We start from the raw sequence: 15,807 nt of genomic DNA, 5'->3' as shown, positions 1-15,807 counted from the left end.
GCAGGAATCTACAGTTTCCGTCGAACTGAATTCCCGATAAAGACCTTCGGGAATGACAGGAAGTGAATATATAGGGGGTTTTTCAATTATCTCAAATTAAAAATTGTAAAGTGCAAAATGCAAATTTCAACAGCTATTTTGTCAATAAAGGATAAGTTATGACTATTGAAAGGAACGAAATCGTAAGTTTGATAGAAGAACAGCTGAAAAAGTACGAATCAAAGATATCCCTGGAAGAGACAGGCTACGTGCTTCAGGTAGGCGACGGCGTGGCGCTGCTTCACGGCCTTGAGAATGTCCTTATGGGAGAGCTTCTCGAGTTCCCCAAAGGGCTTTATGGCCTGGTAATGAACCTGGAACGGGAGACCGTGAGCTGCGTATTGTTCGGCGACGACAAGCTGATCCATGAAGGAGACCAGGTAAAGCGTACCGCCCGGGTTATGGAAGTGCCTGTCGGCGAAGAGCTCCTTGGCCGCGTGGTCAATCCTCTCGGCCAGCCTATTGACGGCAAAGGCGCTATAAAGACTTCTCATTCGATGCCTATTGAAATCATCGCACCGCTCATTGTAGAGAGGATGCCTGTTCACGAGCCTCTTCAGACCGGGTGGAAAGCTGTGGATTCGATGATCCCCATAGGACGGGGACAAAGAGAATTAATAATAGGCGACAGGCAGATAGGAAAAACTGTCCTTGCCATTGACACCATAATAAACCAGAAAAACGAACAAAAAAGGCCAATTTGCATATATGTAGCTATAGGACAAAAACAGTCCGTTGTTGCGCAGCTAGTAAAAACACTCAAAGATAACGATGCGATGAGCTATACAATTGTAGTAAATGCCACAGCCTCTGATGTCGCTCCCCTGCAGTACATTGCTCCGTATGCCGGGTGTGCCATGGGAGAACACTTCATGTGTCAGGGAAAAGACGTTCTTGTGATATATGATGACTTAAGCAAACACGCACAGTCCTACAGACAGCTGTCTCTCTTACTCAGAAGGCCTCCGGGAAGAGAAGCTTATCCTGGAGACGTTTTCTATCTTCATTCAAGGCTCTTAGAGCGCGCATGTAAATTAAGCCAAAAAAACGGCGGCGGTTCTTTGACCGCGCTTCCTATAATCGAAACGCAGGCAGGCGACGTCTCGGCTTATATTCCTACCAACGTCATCTCTATCACTGACGGGCAGATATACCTGGAATCAGCCCTGTTCTTTTCGGGTATCAGGCCTGCAATCAATGTAGGGCTTTCCGTATCCCGGGTAGGCGGCGCAGCTCAGATAAAAGCCATGAAAAAAGTTGCCGGCAGGGTCAGGATCGACCTTGCCCAGTACAGGGAACTTGCGGCCTTTGCCCAGTTCTCAAGCGACCTGGATAAGAATACAAAGGCTCAGCTGGACCGCGGCGAGAGGATGATAGAGCTCTTAAAACAGGACCAGCACCAGCCCATGCGGGTAGAAAACCAGATAATCATAATATTTGCCGGCGTTAACGGATATTTAGATGACGTCCCGGTTAATTCCGTCACTGCTTTTGAAAAAAGCCTGCTCTCCTTTATAGAGAGAAAGTATAAAGATATTCAAACAGAGATACTGCAAACCAAGGAAATACAGCCCGGCACGCAAACCAAGTTAATGGCTGCAATAAAAGAGTTTAAAGATGATTTCTCTGAGAACCTTAAGAAGAAAAATTAAATCGGTTAAATCCATACAGCAAATATTCAATGCCATGAAAATGATATCTTCCGTACGGCTTAAGCGTACGAAAAATACCTTTGAATTTGCCAAGGCCTACTGTCTGGATTTAAAGAAAGTGATCGCGGGCTTGTTCCTCCTGGCAAAAAACAGGTTAACGGTTGCGGATTTCCCAAAAAACCTTAAACCTTTTATTTTTCCGGATAAAAAAGAGAATCTCTGCCTTGTCGTCATAACAAGCGATAAGGGGTTGTGCGGCAGTTTTAACTCCAATATCACGAGGGCATCGCTTGATTTTATAAATAAAAACTTATCCAAAGACCTTAAGGTAATTACAATAGGCAAAAAAAGCAGGAATGCCCTGATCAAGAATATCCCTCTCTTAAAAGAATTTGCAAATCTTTCCAGCTTAAACTACAGTGACGCAAAGGCAGTTATTGACGAACTACTGGATATTTACATCAAAGAAGGGTTTACAGGCCTTCATATAGCCCATGCAAAATTTAAATCAGGGATAGCCCAGTCAGTCGTGGTCGAACAGTTCCTCCCGTTATCCCTTGATGCCTTTAATACCGGGCTGGCCGTACCGGCAGACCCTATTTGCGAGCCTGAGCCGGAAAGGTTATTTTCACATTCAGTGCCGATGTACATAAAATCCGAGTTCTACAAGATACTCCTTGACTCTAATTTGGCGGAACACGCAGCAAGGATCTTTGCCATGGATACGGCTATAACAAATTCCGATGAGCTTATATGCGAGTTGTCCTTACAGCTTAATAAACTGCGCCAGGAAAAGATTACATCAGAAATATCGGAACTTACGGCAAATATTTTATAGAACAAGATTACAGCGATTAATTGCAATATTATTACGGTGATAAATAAAAACTAGGAATTTAATCACTGTAATTGCATTTCATAATCATCGTAATCATTTCTGGGAGAAATTATGAACGAAGGAAAGATAGTGGAAGTCATAGGCCCTGTAGTAGACGTTGAATTTGAAAAACAAATACCCGCGATCTATAACGCCCTTGAGATAGCTGAAACTAAAGGCACGGACAAGAGATCCAAAGTCGTCCTTGAAGTGGTCTCTGACCTCGGTGATAATGTAGTGCGGACTATCTCTTTAAGCCCGACAGAAGGCTTAAAACGCGGGACGATTGTAACAGATACCGGCGCTCCTATTTCAGTGCCAGTAGGCAAAGCTTGCCTTGGCAGGTTAATGAATGTGCTCGGAGAACCGATCGACGAGCTTGGAGAGATTAAGACAAAAGAAAGGTCGCCTATACATAAAGCCGCGCCCGATTTTGTGAGCCAGAAAACCAGCCTTGAAGTTTTTGAAACAGGGATTAAAGTCATAGACCTTTTGACGCCTTTTATGAAAGGCGGAAAGGTCGGGCTTTTTGGCGGTGCCGGAGTAGGAAAGACCGTTATCATCCAGGAACTTATCCATAATGTGGCAAAAGAACACGGCGGAGTGTCGATCTTTGCGGGAGTGGGGGAGCGGACACGCGAAGGAAACGACCTTTGGCTTGATATGCAGCAGACAAAAGTCATAGATAAGACCGTCCTTGTTTACGGCCAGATGAACGAGCCTCCAGGAGCAAGGTTACGTGTGGGCTTGTCAGGCCTTACACAAGCAGAATATTTCAGGGACGTAGAAAAACAGGACGTCCTTCTGTTTATAGACAATATATTCAGGTTCGTGCTTGCAGGCGCTGAGGTCTCGGCATTGTTGGGCAGGCTTCCTTCTGCCGTGGGATATCAGCCTACCTTGGCGACTGAAATGGGAAAGCTTCAGGAAAGGATCACGTCAACTAATAACGGTTCCATAACAAGCGTTCAGGCGGTCTACGTGCCTGCGGACGACCTGACAGACCCGGGAGTTGCAACTACATTTTCGCATCTGGACGCTTCAGTGGTCCTGTCAAGGCAGATAGTGGAGTTGGGGATATACCCGGCTGTTGACCCGCTTGAATCGTCTTCAAGGATAATGGCAAGGAATATCGTAGGAGAAGAACATTACAATGTGGCAAGGGAAGTGCAAAAAATACTTCAAAGATACAAAGACCTTCAGGACATCATCGCCATACTCGGCGTCGATGAGCTTTCTGATGAAGACAAGCTCACGGTCGCAAGGGCAAGGAGGATCCAGAAATTCCTTTCCCAGCCATTCTTTGTTGCCAGAGAATTTACCGGTTTTGAAGGCAAGTACGTCCCGTTAAAAGAAACCGTCAGGAGCTTTAAGGAAATAATCGAAGGCAAGCACGACAACCTACCTGAGCAAGCATTTTTAATGGTAGGAACCATAGACGACGTCATAGCCAACGCCAAAAACATGGTCTAGCCTCAAAATAATCACATTCCACCGCGTAGGTGGAACGCTGTTTTAAAATCATGGCAAGAACAGTACCGTTAAAAATCATTTCACCGCAAAGCGTCATATTCGACCAGGAGATCATTTCCCTTGTCTGCACCTCGGAAAAAGGAAAGCTCGGTGTCCTTGCCGGCCACGCAGATATGATCGCAGGCCTTAAAGCTTCAAATGTTGAGATCAAGGACGCAAAAGGTGCAGGGGTACAGTTTGCGATTTCAGGTGGGTTGTTAGAAGTCCATCCAGATAGGGTTACAATATATACAGAATAGTTCATTACCTGCCGCAAAAACAGCAATTCTTAAGTTTATTTCTTTCCGAGTATTTTTGCTGATAAATGAAGAAAATCCTTTGCAGTTGAAATTGCTGCTTCGGCACCCTCTTTTGAGAATTGCGCACTATAATCAGCATTTTCTCTTAAAACCATAGCTTCGTGAAATTCGTTTAACAGGTTTTCCGGAATTTCACCCTTTTCAACAAACAGTGCTTTAATAGCTACCAGCAAATAATAGTGACTCTTTTCCCTATACCCTTTGGAATATACCAAAGCTCTAGAGGAATGAAACATTGAATAATATGCCGTTATAGTTGCATATTTATACTTTTTGTTGCTAAATCTGTCCGAAGCTTCGGATAAATCGTCCTTGGCGGATTGTATTTCAATATCAACAGAATTCATAGCTTCAGCAAAATGAACAATCCGTTTCTTTTCCAATCCTTTTTGAAACTCTATATTTACTTTTTTATCCACAATATTTTCCCGTTGTTAATTTCGTTATAAAAAACTGGGTTTTCTTTTTTCATCTTTATAAAATCGTTTTGAGTGGCAATAACAGGTTGTATTTTTTCCCTGTTTTTATCTTTTAGTATAATTGAATGGACTTTCTCTTTATCATCTGTTATAAAAAGTATATCCAAATCGCTTTCTTGAGTATTTTCGCCTTTTAAGGCGCTTCCGAAAAGAACTATTTTACTAGAATATTCGCTGGCTGTATCGATTAATTCACTGATTGTCAGAATATTTAAAAGAGTTTTAAGTTCTTTGACTATTGCTGTAACAAGGGAAACATGATAAAAGTTCATTTTTCCTTTTTTCTCTTTATCAATTATACCGATTTTTGCCAGGTCGCGCAAGGCAAAATTTGCACCTGCGCGGCTAACTCCCGTAATATTGGCAATCTCGCGATCATAATATTTTTGTTCAGGATTATCCAAAAGAAATTTAAGAATCTTTTGATGGTTTGTAAAAAATAGTACTTTTTCTAAACCCAACATAGCAACCTCTCATTTTAGACACATGTCTATTATATTAGACATGTGTCTTTTATATTAGATTCGTATCTATTATAATAGATTATATTGCCAATGTCAAGCGAAAATTATTCGTTTATTATCTCTATATTACTAAGACATAGTACTGTCTCATGCTAATTTCCCTATTCAACTCTCTTGTTATTAGGATTTATTGTGGTATATATGGGCTGGGAGGTAAACGCTTCCTGATTTTACTTATGTTAAATAATATAACATTTGAATTCTTTTTATAAACACCATTTTCATCAAAAGTTATATCATTACCGCTTAAAAATTCCGATGTCAGGTCATTATCTTTAACGAGTTTATCACCTTTTTCAACCACTTTCCTAAATTCCTCGCCGAATACGTTTGTTTCAAGCATGCTGTACCTTGCCTTACCTTCACCGGAAACTTTCCAGGCTATAGCAGCGTGCCTGTCCTCTTTAAATATTACAAGAATAGGTTCCATTTCAATACTTTCCAAAAGGCTGGCAAACAACACAGAAAGCTCGATACAATTTCCCTTATTTTTTAGTGTTTCGAAAGGAAGCTTTATTCTTTGTGAATTACCGTAGGCAACAGGTTGGTTGATATAAGTAATTTTATAATCGTCTTTCAAGGTATCATATATCAACTTTACCTGTGAAAGATAATCGCTATATCGTTGTTCCAGAGTCCTGTTATCATCCGGCTTTTTTGTAAATGCCGTAGGCGATTGAAATCCCACAATTTTAACCGGCGGATTCAAATTCGCCCCTCTTTCGCTTGCCTTGTTGATTATAGCGCCTAAATTACGGTCATTATACGTGATCCAATTAACAAGCGTGTCAAGCAAGTCGATCGTTTTACCTCTCGCATCGATTATTTGAGGAGTAAATTGGTCATAAGGCAAAAGGATTATAGGAAACGATTCATTTGACAGCTTATGAGGTTTTCCTTTCCTGCTGATGCTTTCCACATCTATAAAAATCGTCGTAGGAGTAGGGACAACCGCGATTTGCCGTATATCTTCCTGGGTAAATGATGGAATGATCTGAACATCTACAGTTTCATTACAGGGTACATTGACCTCTTTTACTTCACTTGGATTTTTCAGTCCTATCCTGTAATTTATCCTGAACTTTGTTTCATTTGTGAGATTATTTTTGATCCGGACATTAATGACAGATATATCTTTGTCATGGAAGATATGATATATCGCCATCGGTATCTCTTTCATTGTATTTATCGCTGTATCATATTCTTTTCCTTTTTTCACAACTATGCCAGGCTTATTTCTGATGTTATTTTTTCCTGCTTTTTCTCCGAAACGATAAGAGAATGTCGCTCTCTGGCTCATTCCAAGCGGGTGGTTCAGCAGTGCGTAATCCAATCGATAGCTTTTCAGAGAAATCCCAATGCCAGTAGTTATATCCCTTTCGTCATAACCGCCCCTGAACGTTAGCAATTTGTTTATGCTCCATTCTATGCCTGTATGTAACTCTAATATTTGACTGGATTTCGAGTCAAAATCAGCAGCAATGGTTAATCTATCACAAAACAGCTTGTATGCTATCCCGAAATCTGTTTCGATCGGTACATCGTAGCTCCTGCCATCTGTCCATTCAGTGCCCCTGGTAGCAATATTATGTAAATTTATACCCACACTCAGCTTATCTATAGGAGAATATAACGCAGATATATCAAGCCCGGCCCAGTTTTTATCAATATCATCAAACTGCTTATTAACATATTTAAGGGAACTACCGATAGAAGCTTTTTCGTTTATTGAGTACCCGCTTGAAAATAAGTAAGCTGTGCTCCTGTCCCGTATTTCTCCCATCGGGTTATTGTTTTCATCGCGCCTGATTATTCCGTCACTACCCAGTTGTATAAAACCGGCGCCGAATGCTAATCCGTGTTTTGCCGGGCAGGCAAATCCTATAGAATTATAGCTGGTATTTTCAAACAACGAAATATATGTTGCGGACACTTCACTGCTTTTTATATTTACCAATCCTGCCGGATTCCAATATATCGAAGATTCATCATTACTAACAGCCACAAAGCTGCGCCCCATAGACAAAGCTCTTGCTCCTATCCCAAGGTCAAGAAAATACCCGGGCAACCCCCCATCGGCATCTTTTGAGAAAGAGTGGTTACTAAACAACAGTAAACATCCCAATAATAGTAATATGCTTGATATCTTTTTCATAAAGCTACTTGACACCGATTTTTGTTTTCATGTTCGTTCCGTCACATTCAACAACACAGATGTATGCGCCTATATCTACGATCTTTCCGCTGCCATTTCTCCCGTCCCATGATACTTCATTCGGCCCCTGGACAGAAGAACCCGGTACCCCTCTCGGGATGCTTTTTTCGAGTACCAAACCACCTATCAGGTCATAAATAGTTATCTTAACGTCGCTGTCTTGTTTTAATGTATACCTTATCTTTGTGGAGCCAACCCCGGCTTTAAACGGGTTAGGATAATTGCTCAAGTCTTCAATTGCATTGGTTATAGCCGCATATTCCATGATCCTGAATATAGTCAGATGGTTGACATTTGCAGTAACAACTTTCCTTGAAGTATCCACCGTAGAATTAGGTATTAAAACCCACATGGATTTAGCAGTGTCAAAATAAAACAGTTTTAAATTATTTTCATTTAATCCGCCAACATCCTCTGCCGTATATAGAATAGTCAGAGTTATTTCTTTAGCTAAACTTGTAGTCCCGTCACTAAGTTTTATTTCTACAGCTTTGGAACTGCCTTTCAGTTTTGAATCATTAGATAGTGCCGGAAGGCTTGAAACACTGGGCGTGCTTATTTCAATGCTTGCTGATGTAGTTAGTGTACCTGTTGGGATATCGATTTTTATTCCATTATCATTAATTATATGATTATTATTTGCTGAGTCAAGATTACTAGATTGCGCTGACCACGGACCCCAGCTGCCTGCATAGTTTTTTGCACGCACGCGGTACCAATACAAGTGGTTCGCGTTTCTCGGGTTATCCTCTATTGCCGTACCATCAATATCAGAAGCAATTCCGTCACCAACATTTATGCTATTCTTGTCGCCTGTAACAGCGTCAATAGTTTTCCATATAAAGTTTGTATCCGAATATTCCTGAATTTCGTATTGTTCTACACCTGATTCAAAATCCTTTGCAGTGACCCATTTAACTTCATATTTTCCGCCCGCAGCAGGAACCCCTGATACTACGTAACTAGGTAATACATTTGTAGGGCTGGAAGGAGGCGACATGTCTATTTTTATTACTCCCCATGCTTGAGGTGTTATGCCTGCCAGGCTTGAAACAGCTTTAACCTTAACGAAGTAAGCATGATTTGTTACCTGATCAGACTTACTATGAGCTTCTATACTTGTTCCATGCAGGCCTCGTGTTATATTCCTAAATGAATCAGCGCTTGTATCTGTATAACCTATTATCTCCTTTCCTATTACAATAGACCCGGCAGAGTCAAAACCAGACGTAGCACTTGTATTTATCCTTGGATGGCCTGCAGGCAGGTAAACCTGAATATTTGTTCCATTACCTTGTGTTGCAGACAAATCAGCTGCCAGGAATGTCACCATAGGCTCGCTCAAAGCAAGCTCGCTTATATCAATTGATTGAGGGCCAGTAGATAACCATCCGTTCTGTCCCATGCCTATTGTCATATCTTCCAGATCCGGATTGCTCCCTATAGCTGTCATGTACGATACTATTTGAGCTTGCGCCACTTTGATTATATCCCATTTTACGCTTACTTTTGTGGTAGAGTTCCACCAGGCTTCGGTATGCACCCCTGATTTGTCCGGCCTTATGTTCACATTTAATATAATCACATCACCTAAACGTAAACTGCTCGATATATACGGAAAGGCGTTACTTGCGCTTGACACTGATGTGTGAGGCACTATACTAATATCAGAGTAAGATGATATCTCAAGTCCTGCTAAATGCTGGAATACAGGCTTTCCTCCAAGGTCAGTTGTACCTATATCAGCGGTAATAAAATAATTCTGTCCTTTTTGATTAATGAGGTCTCCGCAATACAAAGTGGCCAGGCCACCTGAGAAACAGCGGATGGGAGCAGCATCAGTCCTAAGTATAACTGCGGCATCTATTAGCGACTCCTTGCTCGGGATACTATCAATTTGTGTATCTTTTGTTTCGTCAAAAACCCCGTCACTATCATCTCTCCAGAGTTTAATGGCAGAGAAATCCCCGTCGCCTACACCCAAATACCAATCCCGGTCGCTTTGGGGCCGGCTTATATCGCCAGTCTGATAAACAGTTATGGAAGATAAAATTACAGTATTTGATTCTGAAGCAAATTTAGCTTTCAGGATAGGAATATTTTTATCCCCCGGCAGCTTAACTTCGGGCGCCAAATTCTGGCATTCTACCTTCACTCTTATAGGAAGTATAGTAGCATATGAACTCTGGAACCACCCTCCAGCTTGAAATGGCGCAGACGTAGAAAATACTGCAACACTGCTAGGGGCATCAACTGTAAGGCTTGAGTAGTCTTTTATTTTTACGCCTATACTATTGCCTGAATAAGCTGTTGTAGCTATATCATAGACAACGAAATAAACTTGAGGTACAGTACCTAGGGTCTGAACCTGTGCCAAAGTAATATCGCAGGCCGGACCCACTACATCAAGCGGAAATTTATCAATGCCTGAAGAAATAAGTGTGTCTCCTGCATTAAATTTTTCATCTCCGTTTGAATCTTTAAAGATTTTCACATGAGCGATATCGCTATTACTGCCGCCTGAATTCTGACCGGCCGCACCCTGCCCGATACGCTCAACCCTTATCTTTGACCAGGCAGCTTCTGATGTATCTGTTTTTAACCTGAATTTCATCACAGGAAGGCTTGTATCGCCCTGCGTCACGATCGCCCCGTTAAGTATGTCAACTTTATGCGTCGGATCGTCCCATGGGTACGGTTCAAATGTAACAATGCTGGCTATGGCTATAATTGGCAAAAATAACACTGAAAATGATAGCAACAAAGTTCTGTAGTTCATAAAACCATTAAAAGTTCCTTTTTAGGATGAATTTATATTAATCCTTATCTATTACAACAATATGATACGGCCGGGTTAGTTGTTGTGTGGCTGCTGTACCTTGTTTTGGATGAGTTTCAACCATATCAATGTAAAGTTTTTCTTCGGTTTCCCGGATTTTGGATATATGAATGCTGTACCCGCCTGTCTTCTGTTCGCCAAGGGATGTAGCAATTACCATGTATTTTGTAAAATCCATTTCTGGAAGTACCGGCTCAACCTGGCTCTCTTTCATTAATCTCAGCCATTGGGTATTGTCGTTTATAAGAATCGTCTTTTTATCCTTCATTCCGCTGTTTATTCCCTGCCACTCCTGTATTATTTTTTTATCTGTATATTTAGCTCCTGCACCTCTTAGAATAAATTGTTTATTATTTTCTTCAGGGATTTTTGCAATTTCAACAGTCCTTTTTATCGCAATACTTTGAGGTTCGGCTGCATCGTTAATCTTATTTTCCCTAATTTTGGCAAATACAAGTTTTTCATTTTTTTGTTTGCTTAAAACCAATTTTCCCTTTAATTCAACTTTTGATTCCGGTACATTTTTCTTAGAGCTGTTTACAAAATATCCCAAACAGATTATTAGGGTAAAAACACATAAAGCAGGAATATATATCGTTGGTTTAAACAGCCGGTTTTGCTTGTTTATTGGTTCTTTCCTGACATCAGCAAGTTTTAAACTCAATTTGGAATAATAATCTGCCGGCAATTTAACTTCTTTCAATTTTCCCAGTGTTTCTATTGTGTCATTGAATTCATTTAAGAATTGAGAGCATTCTTTACACTGCTTAATGTGTTCTGCTATTTTCATTTTTGTCTCGGCATCAAGTTTGTTATCGATATAGAGTTGAAGCAGGTCCTGGATATTTTCACAGTTCATTTTCTTTCCTCTTATTTGTTTATATAAGGTTTAAGATGTTTTCTTATTTCCTTTATTCCTCTTGTAAGCCTTGCGCTTATCGTACCTATCGGGCAGTTACAAATATTACTTATTTCTTCAAGAGATTTGCCTTCAATATATTTAAGCACTATTGCGATACGTTGATCCGGAGTAATTACATTAAGTGCTTTTTTTATTTGCTCTTCTAACTCTTTTTTTTCCATTTTTATTTCCGGAATGACAATACTATCAATTATTTCATCTTTCAGAGTTCTTTCTTCATCTTTACCTGTATTAATATCATAAGAGACATACGTTATTTTTTTGTTTTTTCTCAAGGCATCATACCAAAGATTTACAGCTATTTGGTGAAGCCAGGTTGAAAAAGCTGATTTAAACTTAAAACCTCCAATACCTTTTAGTGCATGAATGAAAACAGCCTGCGAAAGGTCTTCTGCTTCTGCAATATTACATGTAAAATAATAACATAACGAAAATATCTTAGTTGAGTATAACTTTACCAACTCATCGAAAGCTTCAATATTACCGTTTTGGACATCATGAATAATGTCATCTTCCTTACTCCGTACATCCCTCATGCTCTACCTCATTAGACGTATCATTTTTTACAACTCTGCATCCAAATAAAAAATATTTTCTTAAAGTTTTTTAAAATTCTTACCCAAAGCTTCAAGTCCCCAACAACAAAATAGCCGAAAATCACCCGTTGTAGATGCTTCGGCTACTCCCCCCAATAGGAGTCTGTGATTCTTCAAGGAATCAGTTTTGCTTAACAAACTAATTGCTGGCTGATTATCTGCCGCAGCTGCCGCATAAACAACAGTTTTTACATTTCTTATTTCTTAAATTTCTTAACAAATCAAATTCAGTGTATTTATCGGATTCTTTGGATTTTTTGCTTTTTTTTGCGGAGCTTTTTTCGTGTATGAGGTTTTTGGATTTGAATTTTTTTTCAAGTAATTTTAAATCGACCTTGATATAAAGTTTTCCTCGGCTGGCTTTAATACAAGAAACCGGTTTACTTTTCATTTATTTTGGTTTTTTGACTATTTTTAATATATCTTTGTGAATTACGGGATTTGCAGCTACGTACTGCCTCGTATTTATACCCCATTTATTGCCTTTCAGGTCTGTTATTATCCCGCCTGCTTCTTCGACTATAATAAGGCCTGCGGCACAGTCCCATATTTTTTCGTCATATTCCAGGACCACATCAACTTTGCCCTGGGCAAGGTACGTGAGCCCTCTTACTGATGAACCGTACATCCTTATATTAAAAACCTTCTCGCTTAAGAGACCGAGGTTCCTCATCATCGTTTTCTTATGCAGCCTTATTCTGCTGTCATAGACCATCGTTGACCTTCTCAAAGGCCTTTTTGAAACACTTATCTTTCTGGCGTTCAAATATGCTCCGTTCCCTTTTATTGCAGAAAAAGCTTCGTTGTTTAAGGGCATATATATCACACCAAGAATGATTTCATTATTTTTTGCAAGCGCTATTGAAATACCAAAATCCCTGATACCGTACATATAGTTATGAGTGCCGTCTAGGGGATCGATTATCCATTTATAACTTGAATCAGAACTTGAATATTTATTTTCTTCAGCCAGAATATTATCGCCCGGAAAATATTTTCTTATCATGGTTGTTATAAGCTTTTCTGACCGCAGGTCCATTTCAGTGGCATAATCCCTGTCGCCCTTCGTTTTAATGCTTATTTTTCTGCCGAAATGAGACAGTAATATCCTGCCGGCTTTCTTTGCCGCAGCTACAGCAACTATTTTTCTTTTTTCTATTTCTTTGTCCAAAAGTGTCCTTAAATCGATTTCATTTTGCATTTTTCATTTTGCAATTTGCATTGCTTTGTTAAATGTTCATCCAGTTCCAGGTTTTGCTTTCGTCTTCCTGCAGCCAGTCTCCGGTCCCGGTCAGATACCTTAACACGTTATCAAGGGCGTTATAATGGTCTTCCTCTTCATTTGCCAGGAGTTCAAAGAACTTCTTTTTTGCCGGCGTTTCGGCCTGTTCTTTCATCTTGATGTATATGTCAATGCTCTTTTTTTCCATATTTAGCGCTGTCTTATAACCGGCAATGTCAAGAGCACCTTTTTTTAATTCCTTTTTCACCTGGTTCTTAAAAAAATCCTTTAAGTCTTTTTCTATATCTGATGGCCCCATTCTCAGATCGATCTTAGTTGAGCTGATTTTTTGGGCTTCGGCGTACAATCCGTCTATCTTCTGGGCATGCTCTATTTCTTTTTTTGCCAGGTTATAAAATAATTCCTTGGCAAGCATGTTTTTTGTCTTAAACGCATACCTCAAATAAAAATTAAGTCCTTTTAATTCAAATTCGTGGGCAAATTTAAGCATGTTAAGTTTTGTCGGCATAGACTTTCTCCTTTGATCAGCGCATTAAAGCGCTTATCATTTTCTTGAATTTTGGATATTTTTTTATTAAAGCTTCTTTTTTGCCGTCTTCGTAATCTTCGTAATCAAAACCCGGCGACATAGTAGTCCCTAAAAGAGCGAACTTGCCGCCTTTTACAAGCCTTGAACCCTGCCAGGTATTCTTTTTTACAATAACCTGAGGGAACATCCCTTTAAGCACATTACCGCCGAGGGTAACCGCTTTACCCGACCCGTCGGGGAAAAGAAGAAGCATCTCGACCGGGTCTCCGAAATAAAAATGGAATATCTCATCGCTTGAAAGCTTATGAACGGAAGAAAATGTTCCCGGAGTCAAAAGATAATAGATCGCGGTAGCCAGGGACTTCCCTTTTTTATACCTTTTTGGAAGCGCACCGGGCTTTAGAGATTCGGCTGACCTGTAGATTTCCCTGAAATACCCGCCTTCTTTAGGATGGGGTTTAAGTTTCAGTGTTTTTATTATTTTGTTTGCTGTATCCATAAAGGCTTTAAGAAAGTTTTTTAGATAGGATCTTATTCACCATCTGGGGATTGGCTTTTCCTTTTGATTTCTTCATTATACTTCCTACTATCGCGCCAAGGGCCTCTTTTTTACCGGCCTTATACTGGCTTACTGCTTTAGCGTTTTCAGAAATCGCTTCATCACACATTTTTTCAAGAGCTGTTTCATCGCTTATCTGTACAAGCCCTTTTTCTTTTACGATATCATCGGCATTTTTCCCGCTGTTGAACATCTCATCAAAAACAGTTTTGGCTGTTTTGCCGGATATCGTGCCGTCCTGTACCAGCAAAACCAAGTTTGCCATATTCTGCGGAGATACAGGCGATTCCAAAATAGTTTTATTCAAAGCATTTAATCTTCCCAAAAGCTCGGTTGTGACCCAATTTGCAACGGGTTTTGCTATATCTGCAGTATTCTTTGTTTTTGAAGCGGACTCAAGCGTTTTCTCGTAGTATTCCGCCAGGGCTTTATCCGCTGTTAACACGCCTGCGTCATATTGAGAGAGCCCGAACTCTTTTATCAGCCTTTCCTGCCTTTCGTTCCTCAGTTCGGGTATTCCTTCCTTTATCTTATTCGTAAAACCCTCGTCTAAATTAAGAGGCACAAGGTCAGGCTCCGGAAAATACCTGTAATCATGGGCTTCTTCTTTTGTGCGCATGGGCTCTGTTCTTGAACTCCCGGAATTCCATAACCTTGTTTCCTGTATTATCTTTCCGCCGCTTGAGACCACATCTATCTGCCGGCTTATTTCGTAGCTAAGGGCATCTTTTACGCCTTTTAGGGAATTCATATTCTTAAGTTCCGCTTTAGTACCGAGTTCTTTTTGCCCGGCAGGCCTGATACTTATGTTGGCGTCACAACGGAATTTGCCTTCTTCCATATTGCAATCCGAAACTTCCAGGTATTCAATTACGCTTTTGAGTTTTGAAAGGTATTGGCAGGCTTCTTCCGGAGAGCTGAGCTCCGGTTCGGAGACTATTTCCATTAAAGGTACGCCTGTCCTGTTCAGGTCGACGAGCGAATAATCAAGTTCCCTGTTCCCTATAGCATGGAGAAGTTTCCCGGCATCTTCTTCAAGATGGATCCTTGTTATTCCGATCCGTTTTAGCTTGCCTTCAACTTCAATTTCCAAAAAACCGCCTTCTGCTATTGGAAGTTCGTACTGGGATATCTGAAAATTTTTCGGGAGGTCCGGATAAAAATACTGTTTTCTTGCAAAGACCGAGTGTTTGTTTATCCTGCAATTAAGAGAAAGCCCTGTTTTTACCAACAACTCTACGGCTTTTCTGTTCAGTACCGGAAGCACGCCCGGCTGGCCAGTGCAAACCGGGCAGATATTCGAATTGGGCTTTACCCCGAATTCCGTAGAACACCCGCAGAATACTTTGCTCAGTGTTTTAAGCTGGGAATGTACTTCAAGCCCGATGACGGTTTCGTATTTTTGATACATGTTCTCTCATATCTAGCGTATAGCGGATAGCGTAGAGCGTATAGAAAAACAAAACCTTAGAGACTCTGACGTTCCTATACGCTATCCGCT

At 40.5% G+C, this 15,807-nt stretch carries 14 protein-coding genes; 4 read left to right on the top strand and 10 right to left on the bottom strand.

The annotated features are described in order from the left end of the window. Positions 1 to 158: 158 nt before the first annotated feature. The 4 genes from atpA to atpC all read left to right on the top strand — a co-directional run bounded on the left by atpA (position 159) and on the right by atpC (position 4,340). Entirely contained in the window at positions 159 to 1,691 is a 1,533-nt protein-coding gene (gene atpA, locus LHV68_07165; protein ID MCB4791652.1) for a F0F1 ATP synthase subunit alpha, read from the top strand. Beyond that, positions 1,657 to 2,529, top strand: coding sequence for an ATP synthase F1 subunit gamma (gene atpG / locus LHV68_07160; GenBank protein ID MCB4791651.1), 873 nt, complete (start codon positions 1,657 to 1,659; stop codon positions 2,527 to 2,529). The genes atpA and atpG overlap by 35 nt, the downstream gene beginning before the upstream one ends. Before the next feature lie 111 nt (positions 2,530 to 2,640). After that, entirely contained in the window at positions 2,641 to 4,041 is a 1,401-nt protein-coding gene (atpD, locus tag LHV68_07155) for a F0F1 ATP synthase subunit beta (GenBank protein ID MCB4791650.1), read from the top strand. Between the two features lie 50 nt (positions 4,042 to 4,091). Beyond that, on the top strand, positions 4,092 to 4,340 hold the full coding sequence (atpC, locus tag LHV68_07150; protein ID MCB4791649.1) for an ATP synthase F1 subunit epsilon: 249 nt from the start codon (positions 4,092 to 4,094) through the stop codon (positions 4,338 to 4,340). A gap of 35 nt (positions 4,341 to 4,375) precedes the next feature. Here the strand turns inward: atpC and LHV68_07145 are convergent, their stop codons facing one another. The 10 genes from LHV68_07145 to gatB all read right to left on the bottom strand — a co-directional run bounded on the left by LHV68_07145 (position 4,376) and on the right by gatB (position 15,717). Then, positions 4,376 to 4,819, bottom strand: coding sequence for a HEPN domain-containing protein (locus tag LHV68_07145; protein MCB4791648.1), 444 nt, complete (start codon positions 4,817 to 4,819; stop codon positions 4,376 to 4,378). Further along, on the bottom strand, positions 4,804 to 5,343 hold the full coding sequence (locus tag LHV68_07140; protein ID MCB4791647.1) for a nucleotidyltransferase domain-containing protein: 540 nt from the start codon (positions 5,341 to 5,343) through the stop codon (positions 4,804 to 4,806). The genes LHV68_07145 and LHV68_07140 overlap by 16 nt, the downstream gene beginning before the upstream one ends. A 187-nt stretch (positions 5,344 to 5,530) precedes the next feature. Beyond that, positions 5,531 to 7,558 (bottom strand): PorV/PorQ family protein, encoded by a 2,028-nt coding sequence (locus LHV68_07135; protein MCB4791646.1) that lies wholly within the window; start codon positions 7,556 to 7,558, stop codon positions 5,531 to 5,533. A gap of 4 nt (positions 7,559 to 7,562) precedes the next feature. Beyond that, complete coding sequence (locus LHV68_07130) at positions 7,563 to 10,397, bottom strand: hypothetical protein (protein ID MCB4791645.1); 2,835 nt, start codon at positions 10,395 to 10,397, stop codon at positions 7,563 to 7,565. A gap of 37 nt (positions 10,398 to 10,434) precedes the next feature. After that, complete coding sequence (locus LHV68_07125) at positions 10,435 to 11,316, bottom strand: protease complex subunit PrcB family protein (protein ID MCB4791644.1); 882 nt, start codon at positions 11,314 to 11,316, stop codon at positions 10,435 to 10,437. 11 nt (positions 11,317 to 11,327) lie between these two features. Continuing rightward, complete coding sequence (locus LHV68_07120; protein ID MCB4791643.1) at positions 11,328 to 11,915, bottom strand: sigma-70 family RNA polymerase sigma factor; 588 nt, start codon at positions 11,913 to 11,915, stop codon at positions 11,328 to 11,330. Between the two features lie 451 nt (positions 11,916 to 12,366). Further along, the gene (locus tag LHV68_07115; protein ID MCB4791642.1) at positions 12,367 to 13,176 is read right to left on the bottom strand and encodes an inositol monophosphatase; all 810 of its coding nucleotides are present in this window, start codon (positions 13,174 to 13,176) and stop codon (positions 12,367 to 12,369) included. Between the two features lie 28 nt (positions 13,177 to 13,204). Continuing rightward, positions 13,205 to 13,726: a ferritin family protein gene (locus tag LHV68_07110; GenBank protein MCB4791641.1), complete on the bottom strand. Its 522-nt coding sequence runs from the start codon at positions 13,724 to 13,726 to the stop codon at positions 13,205 to 13,207. 16 nt (positions 13,727 to 13,742) lie between these two features. Further along, positions 13,743 to 14,246, bottom strand: a complete 504-nt coding sequence (locus LHV68_07105) for a cupin domain-containing protein (protein ID MCB4791640.1) — start codon at positions 14,244 to 14,246, stop codon at positions 13,743 to 13,745. A 7-nt stretch (positions 14,247 to 14,253) separates the two neighbouring features. Then, positions 14,254 to 15,717, bottom strand: a complete 1,464-nt coding sequence (gene gatB, locus LHV68_07100; protein MCB4791639.1) for an Asp-tRNA(Asn)/Glu-tRNA(Gln) amidotransferase subunit GatB — start codon at positions 15,715 to 15,717, stop codon at positions 14,254 to 14,256. Positions 15,718 to 15,807 lie beyond the last annotated feature (90 nt).

This window comes from Candidatus Liberimonas magnetica (genome assembly GCA_020523885.1).
Lineage (GTDB): Bacteria > Elusimicrobiota > Endomicrobiia > Endomicrobiales > JAFGIL01 > Liberimonas > Liberimonas magnetica.
This window is presented reverse-complemented; position numbering and strand designations above follow the sequence as displayed.

Bases quoted from the DNA above. Each gene is read 5' to 3' on its own strand.
- atpA (MCB4791652.1), top strand. From the start codon at position 159: ATGACTATTGAAAGGAACGAAATCGTAAGTTTGATAGAAGAACAGCTG.
- atpG (MCB4791651.1), top strand. From the start codon at position 1,657: ATGATTTCTCTGAGAACCTTAAGAAGAAAAATTAAATCGGTTAAATCC.
- atpD (MCB4791650.1), top strand. From the start codon at position 2,641: ATGAACGAAGGAAAGATAGTGGAAGTCATAGGCCCTGTAGTAGACGTT.
- atpC (MCB4791649.1), top strand. From the start codon at position 4,092: ATGGCAAGAACAGTACCGTTAAAAATCATTTCACCGCAAAGCGTCATA.
- LHV68_07140 (MCB4791647.1), bottom strand. From the start codon at position 5,343: ATGTTGGGTTTAGAAAAAGTACTATTTTTTACAAACCATCAAAAGATT.
- LHV68_07135 (MCB4791646.1), bottom strand. From the start codon at position 7,558: ATGAAAAAGATATCAAGCATATTACTATTATTGGGATGTTTACTGTTG.
- LHV68_07130 (MCB4791645.1), bottom strand. From the start codon at position 10,397: ATGAACTACAGAACTTTGTTGCTATCATTTTCAGTGTTATTTTTGCCA.
- LHV68_07125 (MCB4791644.1), bottom strand. From the start codon at position 11,316: ATGAACTGTGAAAATATCCAGGACCTGCTTCAACTCTATATCGATAAC.
- LHV68_07120 (MCB4791643.1), bottom strand. From the start codon at position 11,915: ATGAGGGATGTACGGAGTAAGGAAGATGACATTATTCATGATGTCCAA.
- LHV68_07115 (MCB4791642.1), bottom strand. From the start codon at position 13,176: ATGCAAAATGAAATCGATTTAAGGACACTTTTGGACAAAGAAATAGAA.
- LHV68_07110 (MCB4791641.1), bottom strand. From the start codon at position 13,726: ATGCCGACAAAACTTAACATGCTTAAATTTGCCCACGAATTTGAATTA.
- LHV68_07105 (MCB4791640.1), bottom strand. From the start codon at position 14,246: ATGGATACAGCAAACAAAATAATAAAAACACTGAAACTTAAACCCCAT.
- gatB (MCB4791639.1), bottom strand. From the start codon at position 15,717: ATGTATCAAAAATACGAAACCGTCATCGGGCTTGAAGTACATTCCCAG.